The organism is Rhodococcus ruitaii (genome assembly GCF_055230935.1).
In genome coordinates, this window is the sequence record NZ_JBUYWC010000003.1 from 552,113 (window position 1) to 568,435 (window position 16,323).

Sequence of the window (16,323 nt, forward strand, 5' to 3'; positions counted from 1 at the left end):
GCGAGACACTCCGGGTCGATACTGCCGAACGTGTCCGCGATCTGCTCGGCGCCCAGGTTCACAACCTGTACGGACCGACGGAAACCACGATCCAGGTCGCTCACCGGGTAGGTATACCCGACGCTGCGCAGAGGATTCCGATCGGGACACCGGTCGCGGATACGACATTGCTGGTGCTCGACGCGCGTCTGCAGCCGGTACCGGTCGGCGTGCGCGGCGAACTCTACGTCGCGGGAGCTCAGGTTGCGCGCGGCTACGAGAACGCCACCGGCCAGACGGCACCGCGCTTCGTCGCCGACCCCTATTCGGCGAATGGCACGCGAATGTACCGCACGGGAGACGTCGTGCGCTGGACGTCGGCAGGGGAACTCGAATACCTGGGCCGAAGCGATCATCAGATCAAACGGCGTGGTCTGCGTATCGAACTCGGTGAGGTCGAGAGTGTCCTGCGGGCGCTGGACCCGATCGCGGCAGCTGCGGTCGCCGTCGTCTCGGATCGGCTCGTCGGGTATGTTGTTGCTGTTGCAGGTGAACACCTCGACCCGGATGTCGTCCGCGGACTCATCGCAGATCGCCTGCCCACGTACATGATTCCCGATGCGGTCGTCGTCCTCGAAACGCTGCCCCTGACTGCCTCGGGAAAGCTGGACCGACTGTCCTTACCCGAGCCCGTGATCGCAGTGCGGGAGTTCCGGGCGCCGGCCTCCGATATCGAGCGTTCCGTGGCTTCGGCTTTCGCGGAGGTGCTGGGCATCGAACAGGTCGGCCTCGACGACGACTTCTTCGCGCTCGGCGGCAATTCCCTGAACGCGACGCAGGTGGTGTCGCGAGTCGGTGCAGTGGTGCACGCGCGAGTTCCCGTGCGGATGGTGTTCGAGACGCCGACAGTAGAGGGCTTCGCCGGTGCGGTCGACGCAGTGGCGGGTACCGGTGATGTCGAGCAGTTGGTTCGGCAGCAGCGGCCCGATCGTATCCCATTGTCGCTGGCGCAGGCCCGGATGTGGTTCCTCAACCGGTTCGATCCGGAATCGGCGGCATACAACATTCCGATGGCGATCCGGCTGTCCGGCCCGTTGGATACCGCCGCACTGAGGGCTGCTGTCGACGACGTGATCGCCCGTCACGAGGTGCTGCGCACCGTCTATCCGGAAGTGGACGGGGTCGGCGTGCAGCACGTACTGGCCGTCTCCGATGTACGACCGGATCTGTCCCCGATTGCTGTCGCCGCCGACCGGATCGTCGATGCGGTCACGGACGTCGTCACGACCGGGTTCGACGTGACTTCTGAGGTTCCGTTGCGAGCCCGCCTCTTCCAGGTCGATACCACAGGCGATGCCGGCGCGACAGACCATGTGATCGTGCTCGTCGTCCACCACATCGCGAGCGACGGCTTCTCGACCGGTCCGATGGCCCGCGACGTGATGGCAGCGTACTCGGCGCGCGTGCGTGGAGACGCGCCACCGTGGGCGCCCCTCGCTGTGCAATACGCCGACTACACGCTGTGGCAGCGGAAGACCCTCGGGACGGAGGACGATCCGGCAAGCCTCGTGTCGCGGCAGGTCGCCTACTGGTCCGATGCTCTCGCAGGGATACCGGATCAGATCGATCTGCCGTCGGATCGGCCACGGCCGATGGTCGCGTCGCACCGGGGTGCGTCGTACGACTTCCGCGTCGATCGCGCAACAAGTGCGGCGTTGCGGCGTGTGGCTCAGGAACACAGCACCACCATGTTCATGGCCGTCCATGCTGCGCTGGCAGTGCTGTTGGCGCGATCGACCGGCACGACCGACATCTCGATCGGAACACCCGTCGCGGGCCGTGGCCACGCGGAACTCGACGACCTCATCGGCATGTTCGTCAACACCCTGGTGCTCCGTGCCGATGTGGACGGTGGACGATCGTACGGAGAACTCCTCGATCAGATCAGAGACATCGACCTCGCGGCCTTCGCCCATGCCGACGTCCCGTTCGAACGTCTCGTCGAGGTGCTCGATCCGCCGCGGTCGCAGGCGCGCAACCCGCTCTTTCAGGTGATGCTCGCGTTCGAGTACGACAACCCCACCGCATTCACCATGGATGAGCTGACGGTCTCGCCCGTCGACTTCGGCGACATGCCGGTCAAGTTCGACATGCAGGTGACCGTCGTGGAGTCGGACGAGCTCGCCGTGCGTATCCAGTACGCGACGGATCTGTTCGACCGAAGGACCATTGCCGACTTCGCCGACCGTTTTCTGCGGGTGCTGGACACGGCGGTGGCGGATCCCGAATTGGCAGTCGGTGACCTCGCCTTGCTCACTGCCCCGGAGGTCGCACGGATTCTGTCTGCGCAGATCGGACCGGATCATGCGCTTGGCGCACAGACGATCTCGAGTATGGTTTCACACCAGGTTGCCCGCACTCCGAATGCGATTGCTGTGGTGGCAGAGGGCGTGGAATTCTCCTTCGCGGCGTTCGGCGCGCGGGTGAACCGGCTCGCGCGAAAGCTGATATCTCGTGGCGTAGGGCCGGATTCGACCGTTGGTGTTCTCATGTCTCGCTCGGCCGACATGGTGGTCGCGGTCCATGCTGTGTCGGCAGCGGGCGGCGCATACGTGCCGCTCGATCCGGAACACCCGGCCGAGCGGACGGACTATGTGCTTCGGTCCGCGATGCCGGTGCTCGTGCTCACCACCACCTCCGAGCAGGGGTCGGTTACCGTGTCGGCACCGACGCTGCTCCTGGACGAACTCGACCTCTCCGGATGGCCGGCTTCGAGGATCACCGACACCGAACGGCGTGGCCCGCTCCGCTCGGACAACACCGCATACGTGATCTTCACTTCCGGCTCGACCGGACGTCCCAAAGGTGTGGCGGTCAGCCACGGCGCCGTCGCGAATCAGATAGCGTGGATTTCGCAACGATTCGGACTCGGCGGGGACGACGCAGTTCTGTTGAAGACACCGTTCACGTTCGACGTCTCCGTGTGGGAGCTGTTCGCACCGCTGTCACGAGGTGCGCGCCTCGTCGTCGCCTCCGCGGACGGACATCGAGATCCCGACTATCTGGCCTCGATGATCGACGCACACGGTGTCACGCTCGTGTCGTTCGTGCCGTCGATGCTCGACGTCTTCGTCACACACATGTCGTCGGATGCGTGTACTTCCCTGCGGGCCGTCCTTGTCGCCGGTGAAGCCCTCCCCGGCGCGACAGTGTCCCGGCTGATGTCGACGTTGCCGAACACCATGGTGCACAATCTGTACGGGCCCACGGAATTCACAGTTCATGCCACCGAAACCGTCGTCGACGGCACAGGTCCGGTAGTACCGATCGGTGCCGCGGTGTGGAACTCTGCGACCTACGTCCTCGACGCGCGCCTCCGTCTCGTGCCGGACGGTGTTGCGGGCGAACTCTATCTGTCCGGGCGGCAACTGGCACGTGGATACGTGGCGCGGCCCGAGCTGACCGCTGATCGGTTCGTAGCCGATCCGTTCGACGCGGGCGCACGCATGTACCGGACGGGCGATGTCGTCCGGAGGAACCGTAGCGGGCACCTCGAGTACATCGGGCGCAGTGATTTCCAGGTCAAGCTACGCGGAGTGCGTATCGAACTCGGTGAGATCGAAGCGGTATTGCGTGACGATCCACTGGTGTCGTCGGCAGCAGTCGTCGTAGTGCAAGACCGGGTCGTGGCCTACGTAGTACTCCGCGACGGCCACACCGACACCGGCCGCGTGTTGCACGCGGCGTCGAACCGTGTGCCGTCGTACATGGTTCCGGAATCGGTCGTGCTGCTCGAGGCGTTGCCGCTCAACGCCTCGGGGAAGCTGGATCGGAAAGCGCTCCCGGACCCGGTGTTCGAGGTGCGTGAATTCCGAGCCCCCACGAGTGGGCTGCAAGAATCTGTGGCGGCGGTGTTCGCCGAGGTCCTCGGCATCGAACGTGTCGGGCTGGACGACAACTTCTTTGCACTCGGCGGAAACTCGCTGATCGCGACGCAGGTGGTGTCACGGGTGGGTGCCGCTGCAGACGCGAAGGTGCCGGTGCGGCTGCTGTTCGAAGCGCCGACGGTGGAGGCGTTTGCTGCCGCGGTCGACGGTCTGACGGAGACCGGTGTCGCGGTGCCACTGGTTCCGAGGCGACGACCGGGCACGATTCCACTGTCCTCGGCACAGCGCCGCATGTGGTTCCTCAACCGGTTCGATCCCGATTCGGCCGCGTACAACATTCCGATGGCACTACGGTTGTCGGGGGTCTTGGACATTGCGGCCCTGGGGGCTGCGGTGCGCGATGTGCTCGGTAGGCACGAGGTGCTTCGGACCGTGTATCCAGAGGTCGACGGAGTCGGTGTCCAGCACGTATTGCCGATCACCGACGTGGAAATCGACCTCGCACCGTCACGCCTCGCGGAGGCGGACCTGTTCGCCGTCGTGAGTGAGCTCGTGACGACCGGATTCGATGTCACGGCCGACGTTCCCTTGCGGGTGCGCCTCTTCGAAGTCGATCGCTCGGAGCATGTCGTGGTCTTCGTCGTCCACCACATCTCGGGTGACGGATTCTCGATGGGTCCGTTGGCTCGGGACGTCATGTCGGCATATCTCGCACGAATGCACGACGAGGTACCGTCGTGGGCGCCGCTTCCGGTGCAGTACGCCGACTACACCCTGTGGCAACGGGAGGTACTGGGTTCGGAGGACGATCCGGAATCCCTGGCGGCACAGCAACTCGGGTTCTGGACCCGGGAACTCGCGGACCTGCCGGATCAACTGGATCTACCGACCGATACTCCGCGTCCGGCCGTGCAATCACTGCACGGCGCGACGGTGGGCGTCTCCATCGACGCCGAGCTTCATCGTGAACTGGTGCAACTGGGGCGACGGACGAACGCCACGCTCTTCATGGTCGTGCATACGGCCTGGGCGGCGTTCCTCGCACGGATGGCCGGCACCGACGACGTCGCCATCGGCAGCCCGGTCGCGGGACGTACCGAGCGTGCGCTCGACGACCTCATCGGCATGTTCGTCAATACACTGGTGTTCCGGACGCGCGTGCAACCCGGGCAGAGTTTCCTGGAACTGCTGGAGCGCACTCGCGAAACGGACCTGACCGTTTTCGCGAACGCGGACGTGCCGTTCGAGCGTCTCGTCGAGGTTCTCGATCCGGCACGTTCGACGGCGCGACATCCCCTCTTCCAGGTGGGGTTGTCGTTCCAGAATCTGGCGAGATCGACGTTCGAGCTTCCCGGATTGAGAATCTCGGGGATCGAAGCCGAGATGCAGGTCTCGCAGTTCGATCTGCATCTGATCGTGTCCGATCGGTATGACGACGACGGTGCCGGATCGGGTGTCGACGGCATCATGACCTACGCGACGGATCTGTTCGGTGACACGACAGCACGATCGATCGTAGAGCGGTTCGTGCGGATGCTCGAGGCGATCGTCGCGGATCCGGCGGCGCCGGTCGGTGATCTCGACCTGCTGACGCCAGGGGAGCGGACGCGGGTAACCGAACTCGTCAACGACACCGAGCGCGCCGTTGATTCGTCCGCAACGCTGGTGGACCTGTTCGACGAGCAGGTCCGTCGTGATCCTGTGGCAACGGCATTGGTGTTCGAGGCCGAGACGCTCACGTACGGAGAGCTCGATGAGCGTGTGAACCGTCTGGCCCGGAAGCTGATTTCGCTCGGAGTCGGGCCGGAGTCGCCGGTTGTGTTGATGATGCGCCGCTCGGTCGAACTTCTGGTGGGGATGTTCGCAGTCGCGAAGGCCGGTGGTGCCTACGTGCCGCTCGACCCCGACCAGTCGACGGAGCGCAACGCCGACATCATCGGGTCGGTGAATCCGGTGGTGCTCCTCACCGGCGCAGGAGACGCCGCCTCCGTGCCAGGGCAGTGGACCACCCCCTCTGTGAATATCGACTGCGTGGATCTGTCGGGCCTGGCGGGGTCGCCTGTTTCGGACGCCGAGCGGCGTGGGCCCCTGCGCCCGTCGAACACCGCCTATCTGATCTTCACGTCGGGGTCGACAGGACGGCCCAAGGGCGTCGCGGTGCCGCATGCAGCGATCGTGAATCAGATGGTGTGGAAGAGTTCGCACTTCGGCTTGGGATCAGATGATGCGCTGCTACTGAAAACGGTCGCGACATTCGACCTCTCGGTGTGGGAGTTCTGGTCGGCGTTGACTTCGGGCGGCCGGATAGTGCTCGCATCGCCGGAAGGTCACCGCGATCCGGCGTATCTCAACCGTCTGGTGGTCGAGCAGGATGTGACGACCTTGCACGTGGTGCCGTCGATGCTCGAGGCGCTGATGGTCGAATCGGATGGCCGGTTGGGGTCGTCGTTGCGGCGGGTGCTGGCGATCGGCGAGACGCTGCCCGTGGCGACGGCGCGGAGGTTCGTCGAGCGCAACGAGGCGCGGTTGGTGAATCTGTACGGTCCGACGGAGTCCGCGGTGTCGGTCACCGCCGGTGACGTCGCGGATGCGGTGCATGGATCGTCTGTTCCTATCGGTGTCCCGGTGTGGAACACGACGGTGTACGTGCTCGACGAGCGGCTCCATCCCACGCCGATTGGTGTCACGGGCGAGTTGTACGTCGGAGGGGTTCAGCTCGCCCGGGGCTATCACGGTCGGGTCGACTTGACGGCCGAGCGCTTCGTTGCATCACCATTCGGGGAGGGCGAACGGTTGTATCGGACCGGTGACCTCGTCAGGTTCACCGCTGATGGCGAGTTGGATTATCTGGGGCGCAGGGACTTCCAGGTCAAGGTACGCGGTTTTCGGATCGAACTCGGCGAAATCGAGACGGTACTGCGGAGCGTAGACCGCATTCGAGACGCCGTAGTGGTCGCACGGGACGACGAGCGAACCGGGACGCAACTGGTGGCGTACGTTGTCCCGGAGCCGGGCACCGAGATCGATGTGGTGTCGACGAAGAGTGAGTCGGCAGCGCAGTTGCCTTCGTATATGGTCCCCGCTGCCTTCGTGGTGCTCGACGCATTGCCATTGAATGTGAACGGCAAGCTGGATCGGAAAGCGCTCCCGGACCCGGTGTTCGAGGTGCGTGAATTCCGAGCCCCCACGAGTGTGCTGCAAGAATCTGTGGCGGCGGTGTTCGCCGAGGTCCTCGGCATCGAACGTGTCGGGCTGGACGACAACTTCTTTGCACTCGGCGGAAACTCGCTGATCGCGACGCAGGTCGTGTCACGGGTGGGTGCCGCTGCAGACGCGAAGGTGCCGGTGCGGCTGCTGTTCGAAGCGCCGACGGTGGAGGCGTTTGCCGCCGCGGTCGAGCAGGTGGTCGGATCCGGTGGCGTGAGTGCACTCGAGCCGTGGCCCCGGCCGGAACGGATACCGCTGTCGATGGCCCAATCGCGGATGTGGTTCCTCAACCGATTCGATCCGGACTCGGCAGTGAACAACATTCCCGCTGTGATCAGGTTGTCGGGTCCGCTCGACGTGGATGCGCTACGGTCTGCGGTGTCGGACCTGATCGTGCGGCACGAGGTATTGCGCACAGTGTATCCGGAGATCGATGGTGTCGGGTACCAGGTGGTGTCGAAGGAACCGGAACACTCGGATATTCTTGCCGTGGAATCGGTCTCGGAAGACGAGGTGTTCGGTGCCGCCGCGGTAGTAGTGGAGTCCGGGTTCGATGTGACGGCGGCACCGCCGCTTCGAATGAAGTTGCTACGGATCTCGGACACCGAGCATGTGCTGGTAGTGGTGGCGCATCACATTGCAGCAGACGGCTTTTCGATGGGTCCGTTGTCGCGGGATGTCATGGTGGCGTATGCCTCCCGGCTCTCGGGCGAAGTTCCGTCGTGGGAACCGCTGACGGTGCAGTACGCGGACTACACGTTGTGGCAGCGACATGTTCTCGGTTCCGAATCAGACCCGGATTCGGTGCTGTCGCGACAGGTGGCGTACTGGACGGAGAACCTGGCGGGTGCACCGGGTGTGCTCGAGCTGCCGGCCGATCGTCCACGCCCTGAGATCGCGTCGTATCGCGGTGCCTCGCATGGTTTCACGATCGACCAGTCATTGCGGTCGGACATCGACGCGCTAGCAGCCGCTCACGGCGTGACACCGTTCATGGTGATTCACGGTGCTCTTGCTGTACTTCTCGCGCGGCTGTCCGGGACCGACGACATCGTGATCGGTACCCCCGTAGCGGGTCGTGGTGAGCGTGCGTTGGACGATCTGATCGGGATGTTCGTCAACACGTTGGTACTGCGCACTCCGGTCGTCGGTGGTGAATCATTCGCAGGATTGTTGTCTCGGGTGCGGGATGTGGACCTCGGCGCGTTCGGACATGCGGACGTGCCCTTCGAACGCTTGGTGGAAGTCCTCGACCCGGTTCGGTCCACGTCGTGGAATCCGTTGTTCCAGGTGATGTTGACCTTGCAGAACATGGAGACCACACATGTCGACCTGGCAGGCCTGACCTTGTCGGCGATGGACCCGGACCTGCAGTTGGCGAAGTTCGATCTGCAGGTCACGATCTCGGATCGGGTCGACGAGCAGGGCTGCCCCGCGGGTATGAGCGGTGTGATGACCTATGCGACGGACTTGTTCGACGTCGACACCATTGTGGCGTTCACCGAGCGGTTCGTCAGGCTTCTGCAAGCGATGGTTGGTAGTCCTGATATGGCAGTCGGTGCACTCGACCTGCTCGGCGAGGGCGAACGTGATCTCGTGCTGGCCGCGGGCCGCGGTGACGACAGACCGGAATCGGAGCAGCTCGTTCCCGATCTGATCGCGGTGCAGGCCGAACGTTCGCCGGACTCCGTCGCGATCGTGCACGACGGATCGCCCATGAGTGGTGCGGAGCTGCACGAGCAGGTATGCCGCCTCGCTCGGCACCTGATGTCGTTGGGTGCGGCACCGGAAATCCGCATCGCAGTAGCGATGGAGCGCTCGCCCGAGATGGTGGTCGCCATTGCGGCCGTGCTGGTCGCGGGTGCTGCGTACGTGCCGATCGACCCGGATCAGCCGGATGACCGAATCGATTACGTGCTCGACACAGCGGATCCGTTGCTCGTCCTGACGAGGTCGGGTCGGCAGATCCGCACCGACCGCCCGGTGGTGAACGTCGATCGAGTGGACGTTTCCGGCTATGCGAGTGGTCGGGTCCACGCCGGCGAACGCCGTTCCCGCTTGCACCCGCAGAACGCCGCGTATGTGCTGTTCACCTCCGGGTCTACCGGCCGGCCCAAGGGCGTCACCGTGTCGCACGGATCGCTGGTCAACCAATTGCGTTGGATGCAGACGGAATACGAGTTCGATTCTTCGGACTCGGTGCTGCTCAAGACACCCGTGACGTTCGATGCGTCGGTGTGGGAGCTGTTGGTGCCATTCGTGTCCGGTGCTCGAATGGTGATCGCGGAGCCGGACGGGCATAGCAATCCGGAGTATCTCGCGCGTCTGCTGGCCGGCGGTGAGGTGACGGTCGCGCAGTTCGTCCCCTCGGTGCTCGACGCAGTGCTCGATGTGTGGGAGGGGCCCGTCGGCGTAGTGCGATCGCTGTTCTCCGGTGGCGAAGCATTGGCCGAGGCAACTGCAGAGCGTACCCGTCGGATGTTGGGGACGGAGGTGCACAACCTGTACGGGCCCACCGAGGTGACGATGCAGGCCACCCACCACACGTATCGTGGGGTCGCCGCGACTCGGGTTCCTATCGGTGTGGCAGTCCAGAACACCTCGGCGTGGGTCCTGGACCCGCGTATGAATCTCGTGCCGGTCGGCGTCGTCGGCGAGTTGTACTTGTCGGGAGCTCAGCTCGCGCGAGGCTATGCGGGACGTGCACCGCTGACGGCAGATCGTTTCGTGGCGAACCCCTTCGGTGACGCCGGCGAGCGGATGTACCGCACAGGCGATCTGGTGCGGTGGAATCGAGATGGCGAACTCGAGTATCTGGGCCGCAACGATCAACAGGTGAAGCTACGTGGCCAGCGTATCGAACTCGGTGAGATCGAAAGCGTGTTGCGTGCGCTCGATGGTGTCGCAGCCGGTGCGGTCGCAGTGCGATCGGACCAGTTGATCGGGTACATCGTTCCGTCGGGCGACGCGGATGCGTCGCAGATTCGGAACATGATGGGTCGGGTGCTGCCGTCGTACATGGTGCCGTCGCAGTTCATGGTACTCGAGTCGTTGCCTCTCACCGTGTCCGGAAAACTCGATCGGCGGGCGCTACCGGAGCCGGTGTTCGGGCATCGCGAGTTCAGGGCGCCGGTGAGTGCGACTGAAGGGGTAGTTGCAGCGGTATTCGCTGAGATCCTCGGAGTGGAGCGGGTCGGTCTGGACGACGACTTCTTTGCGCTCGGCGGCAACTCATTGGTTGCCACGCGGGTCGTGGCGCGGCTCGGCGACGCACTCGATACGACAGTCGCGGTCCGGACGCTGTTCGATACAGCGACGGTCCAAACGCTCGCTGCCCGGCTCGAAGTGGATGCCGGCTCGGGTCGGGTAGCGCAGCTCGTGCCGCAGCCGCGCCCAGACGTCATCCCCTTGTCGCTGGCACAGCAGCGGATGTGGTTCCTCAACCGATTCGATCCCGGGTCGGCCGCCTACAACATTCCGATGGCGCTGCGGTTGACCGGTGATCTGAACCCCGACGCGCTGCAGGCTGCGGTACGCGACGTGCTCGACAGGCACGAGGTGCTTCGGACCGTGTATCCGGAGGTCGACGGTGTCGGCGTCCAGCGGGTGTTGCGCCCGGCCGACGTCGCGATCGATCTTGCGCCGACGACGCTCATCGAGGCAGATCTGATGTCTGCCGTGACTGATGTCCTGACGACGGCATTCGATGTCACCGCTGAAGTACCGTTGCGAACGAAGCTCTTCCACCTCGGTCGTGACGAGTATGTCGTCGTCTTCGTCGTCCACCACATTTCGGGCGACGGATTCTCGATGGGCCCGCTGGCTCGGGATGTGATGGCCGCATATCTTGCACGGGCAGAGGGGGCACGACCGGCCTGGGAGCCGCTGCCTGTCCAGTACGCCGACTACACCTTGTGGCAACGACAGATACTCGGTTCGGAGGATGATCCGGAATCGCTGGCGGCGAGGCAGCTCGGATTCTGGATCGATGAGCTGGCGGATCTGCCCGAGCAGCTGGATCTGCCGACCGATCGGCCACATCCCGCAGTGCAATCGCTTCGAGGTGCAAGAGTGAACCTGAGCCTCGATGCCGACCTGCATCGCGGGTTGGTCCAGCTTGGTCGACGCGCGAATGCGACCTTGTTCATGGTCGTACATACTGCCTGGGCAGCGTACCTTGCGCGCATCGCCGGTACCGACGACGTCGCGGTGGGAAGCCCTGTCGCGGGACGTCACGAACGCGAGCTGGATGGCCTGATCGGCATGTTCGTCAACACGCTCGTGTTCCGCACCCGTGTGGACTCCGGCCGCACGTTCGCAGAGCTTCTCGATCAGACACGTGAGACGGACCTGAACGTCTTTGCTAATGCTGATGTGCCGTTCGAGCGTCTCGTCGAAGTCCTCAATCCGGCTCGTTCGACTGCGCGGCATCCCCTGTTCCAGGTGGGTCTGTCGTTCCAGAACCTGGAGCAGGCGACATTCGAGCTTCCTGGCCTGTCGATCGCAGGTGTCGAGGCCGAAATGGACGTTTCGCAGTTCGATCTTCACCTGATCGTGTCGGACCGATACGGTGACGACGGCTCGGAATCGGGTGTGATCGGATCCATGACGTACGCGACGGATCTGTTCGACGAGACGACCGCCGAGGCGATACTCGAGCGTTTCGTACGAATGCTTCATGCGATCGTATCGAATCCGTCCGTGCCCGTGGGCGACATCGATCTCCTCGGATCCGATGACCGTGCCCGCGTCGTCGAGTCCTTCAACAACACGGAGCGCGAGGTCGATACGGCGGCGACGCTGGTGGATCTGTTCGATGCACAGGTGCGCCGCGATCCGGCAGCGACCGCGTTGGTGTTCGACGACGGGTCGCTCACGTACCGGGAGTTCGACGCGCGAGTGAACCATCTGGCGCGTCGGTTGATTTCAGTGGGAGTCGGGCCGGAGACGACGGTGGCCCTGATGATGCGCCGCTCCGTCGAGTTGCTGGTAGGGATGTACGCGGTCGCGAAGGCCGGTGGCGCGTATGTGCCGCTGGATCCCGACCAGCCCGAGGAACGCACGGCATACATTCTCCGAGAGTCGGCACCGGTGGTTGTGCTCAGTTCCGGACGCGATGATGTTGCGGTACGCGGAGGCCGGACGGTTGTCACGATTGATCGCGGCACCACGGATCTGCCGGAGACAGCGGACATCCCGGTGTCGGATGCGGAGCGGATTTCTCCTCTGCGGCCGTCGAACACCGCGTATGTGATCTTCACGTCGGGTTCGACGGGCCGGCCGAAGGGTGTGGCGGTGCCGCACGCGGCGGTCGTGAACCAGATGCTGTGGAAGCGTGATCATTTCGGTCTCGGCGTGGACGATGCGGTGTTGCTCAAGACGGCGGCGACGTTCGATTTGTCGGTGTGGGAGTTCTGGTCGGCGCTGCTCTCCGGTGGTCGTGTGGTGATCGCCTCGCCGGATGGGCATCGTGATCCGGCGTATCTGAATGCGTTGATCGCCGAGCAGGCTGTGACGACGTTGCATGTGGTGCCGTCGATGCTCGAGGCGTTGCTGGTGGAGTCGTCGGGGGTGTTGCCTCGGTCGTTGCGTCGGGTGCTGGCGATCGGTGAGGCGTTGCCGGCGTCGACGGCGCGGCGGTTCGTGGCGTCGAACGATACGCGGTTGGTGAACTTGTACGGTCCGACCGAGGCTGCGGTGTCGGTGACGGCCGGTGAGGTCGCCGAGGTATCGGGTGCGTCGGTGTCGATCGGTGTGCCGGAGTGGAATACTCGTGTCTATGTTCTCGATGAGCGGTTGCATCCGGTGCCGGTGGGGGTTGCGGGTGAGTTGTATCTGGCGGGTGTGCAGTTGGCGCGGGGTTATCACGGTCGGGTGGATCTGACTGCGGATCGTTTCGTGGCGTCGCCGTTTGCGGTGGGGGAGCGGTTGTATCGCACGGGTGATCTTGTGAGGTTCACTGCTGATGGTGCGTTGGATTATGTGGGGCGTACGGACTTCCAGGTGAAGGTGCGTGGTTTCCGGATCGAGCTCGGTGAGATCGAGTCGGCGTTGCGTGGTGTGGGCGGTGTCCGTGACGTGGCGGTGGTTGCTCGTGTGGATGAGCGCGCGGGTGCGCAGTTGGTGGCGTATGTGGTGCCGGGGTCGGGTGTGGAACTCGATGTGGCCGAGCTGAGAGTTGCGCTCGGTGGGCGTGTGCCGTCGTACATGGTGCCGTCGGCGTTCGTGGTGCTCGAGGCGTTGCCGTTGAATGTGAACGGGAAGTTGGATCGGAAGGCTCTGCCGGATCCGGTGTTCGAGGTTCGTGAGTTCCGTGTGCCGGTGTCGCCGGTGGAGGAGTCGGTGGCGGCGGTGTTCGCCGAGGTGCTCGGGATCGAGCGGGTGGGTTTGGACGACGACTTCTTCGCGCTCGGTGGTACCTCCCTCGTCGCGACGAAACTCGTCTCGCGCCTGCGTACAGAGGTGGACGCCCAGGTGCCCTTGCAGTGGCTGTTCCGGGAGTCGACCGTCGAGGGCCTCGCCCGATTGGTCTCCGAGGGCTCCGACGCGAACATGTCGGACGCGCTCCGTCCGGTGGTACGGCTGCGCACGAATGGTTCGGGCACACCGCTGTTCTGCGTGCATCCGATCGTCGGGTTGTCGTGGTGCTACACCGGCCTGTCCCAGCAGCTCGATACCGATGTCTACGGTCTGCAGACACCCGCCGCTCTCGAAGACGACTTCGCACCGGCCACCCTCGACCATCTCGCTACGCGGTACGTCGAGGAGCTTCGCCGCGTGCAACCGCACGGGCCGTACCGTCTGCTCGGCTGGTCGCTGGGCGGTGTGATTGCCCATGCAATGGCGGTGCAGCTGCAGGCCGCAGGTGAATCGGTGGACAATCTCGTGATGCTCGACAGCTTCGTGAACGGGTCGTCGGAGCCGCCGGCCGACGACCGTGCACCGGTGTCCATGGCAGACCTGCTCGCAGGCTTCGGCTTCGACGGCAACGAACCGCAGGATGTCACCGGGCTCGTCGCGACCGTCGCAGAACTGACCGGTAATTCTGTCGACGACGCCGAAAAGATGGTGCAGCGACTGATCACCACGGCGGAACACAACTCGATGCTGCTCAGCAGGCACCGCCCGGGGGTGTTCGACGGCGACGTCCTGTACTTCACCGCGGCAGCCGACGGTCGTCGTGGAGTCACGGGCTGGACCGACGCCGTCACCGGCGAAGTCCATGATCATTCAGTGCCTGTGACGCATTGGCACATGACGTCGCCCGAGGCGCTTGCGGTCGTCGGCCCCGCGGTGCGTAGAGTCATCGAACTGCATCCGACTACCGATAAGGGCGAATCCGCTACATGAAGATGAACGTTCTGCGCCGAACTGCCTTGTGTGCTGCGGTCGCGTTCGCCCTTGCGGCGCCTGCCGTGCCCGCTGTCGCTGCCCCGGCACCTCACCTGGACCGCATCGAGCAGATCGACGACCGGTACTCGGACATGTACGTGTACTCGCCGTCGATGGACAGAAACATCCCCCTGCAGGTCATCACGCCGGCTGATACGTCTGCTCCGCGTCCGACGCTGTACCTGCTCAACGGGGCCGGCGGCGGCGAGGACGGCGCCAACTGGCTCAACCAGACCAAAATCCTCGACTTTCTCGCGAACAAGAACGTCAACGTCGTGATCCCGGCCGAGGGAATGTTCACGTACTACACCGACTGGATCAAGGAAGACCCGGTTGTCGGGGTGGCCAAGTGGCAGACGTTCCTGACGGAGGAGTTGCCCCCGGTCATCGACGACGCCTTGGGCACGACGGGAGTCAATGCGATTGCGGGCCTGTCGATGGCTGCGACGTCGGTGCTCTCTCTCGCGATTCATGCGCCCGACCTCTACCGTGGTGTCGCCTCGTACAGCGGATGCGCGCAGACCAGCGATCCACTCGGTCAGGCCTACCTCCGGTCGGTCATCGAGGGCATGGGGGAGACCGACGCGACGAATATGTGGGGCCCATACAACGGTGCGGGCTGGGTGGAGCACGACCCGACGGTCAACGCAGAAGGTCTACGCGGCCTCTCGTTGTACATCTCGAACGGATCGGGTCTGCCCGGACCGCACGAGGACCCGGCTCTTCCGCGGACACCGCAATCGCCGCCGCTGCTCGACCAGGTCGTCGTGGGCGGCGTCATCGAGGCCGCCACCAACATCTGCACTCACCGGCTCCAGGAACGGTTGGACGAACTCGACATCCCCGCGACGTTCCACTTCCGGCCCGAGGGCACTCACTCGTGGGGATACTGGGAAGACGAGCTTCAGCGTTCCTGGCCGCAGCTCGCCGCGTCGATGGAGCTGTGATCGTCCAGTGCGCTCAGTACGAGCTCCACGGCCGTGGGATCGGCGAGTAGACCGAGGTGCCCGGCGTTGCTCGATGGACACACGTCCTGCAGCACGACGTTCGTGACGTTCGGCGCCTCCGCGTACCCGCTGGTGTAGGGCACGACGGTCTGGTCGTGGCGGGTGAGGATGTTCGTGTAGTCGATCGACGGGTCGAAAATCCCGGTGTTCCAGAGGCGGTCCAGGAGCGGTGAGCCAGGCGCCATATCGGCGCATGCCCGACACACCGCTTCCAAAGCGGGACGGATCGCGCCCGGTGTCTCTGACCCGAACACGTCGGTGCCGTGCCACATCGGTGCGAGCGACACGTAGTCGTCGACCTTGCCCGCGCCACCCTGGAGCTGCACCCAGTAGGTCGGGACGAGTGTGCCCTGCGAGTGGCCGACGACATCCACCTGCGAGGCGCCGGTCTGCGTGAGGACGTCGTCCACGAATACGGACAGTTCCCGAGCGCTCTCGTCGATGGGTCGTAGGCCCCCGACAGCGTCGACGGGCCACGGTCCGCCGTACTCGCCGTACGTGAAGCTGAAGACACACCGGCCTTCGTTGGCGAGGCGCGGGGCCAGAGTCTGCCAGCCGATCTGCTTGTTGCCGAGGGTGTTGTGCACGAGTACGACGGGTTGGTCTGCGGATCTGCACGACGTGTTCGCTCCGGCGGGTGAACCACCCGGGTTCGCCAGTTCGACGGCGACCCCGTTGTGGTAGTCGTAGGGCACGGGTAGCCGGTCCTGGGCGAACGCGGTGGGTGTGATCGAGAGGGCGAGCGCCGCCGCTCCGAGAACTGGTAGGACACGAGACAACACAGACAACGAGCTTAGGCCCATTCCTCCACATGGCGGCTGTATGGAACTTCTCCACAGGCGGTCGATCCA

3 protein-coding genes (1 of these 3 running past the window's edge) are annotated in these 16,323 nt (G+C 64.5%); 2 read left to right on the forward strand and 1 reads right to left on the reverse strand.

Annotated features, from left to right (window positions below):
- Together ACZI8W_RS05565 and ACZI8W_RS05570 are read left to right on the forward strand one after the other, a co-directional pair.
- Positions 1-14,423: the 3' end of a non-ribosomal peptide synthase/polyketide synthase gene (locus ACZI8W_RS05565; protein ID WP_463367487.1), read on the forward strand. The gene continues 19,087 nt to the left of window position 1, outside the view; the window shows 14,423 of its 33,510 coding nt (coding positions 19,088-33,510); its start codon lies beyond the left edge, outside the window; its stop codon occupies positions 14,421-14,423.
- On the forward strand, positions 14,420-15,412 hold the full coding sequence (locus ACZI8W_RS05570) for an alpha/beta hydrolase (protein WP_463367488.1): 993 nt from the start codon (positions 14,420-14,422) through the stop codon (positions 15,410-15,412). The genes ACZI8W_RS05565 and ACZI8W_RS05570 overlap by 4 nt, the downstream gene beginning before the upstream one ends.
- Here the strand turns inward: ACZI8W_RS05570 and ACZI8W_RS05575 are convergent.
- Positions 15,370-16,254: an esterase/lipase family protein gene (locus tag ACZI8W_RS05575; protein WP_463367489.1), complete on the reverse strand. Its 885-nt coding sequence runs from the start codon at positions 16,252-16,254 to the stop codon at positions 15,370-15,372. The two genes, ACZI8W_RS05570 and ACZI8W_RS05575, sit on opposite strands and share 43 nt — an antisense overlap.
- Positions 16,255-16,323: the final 69 nt, after the last annotated feature.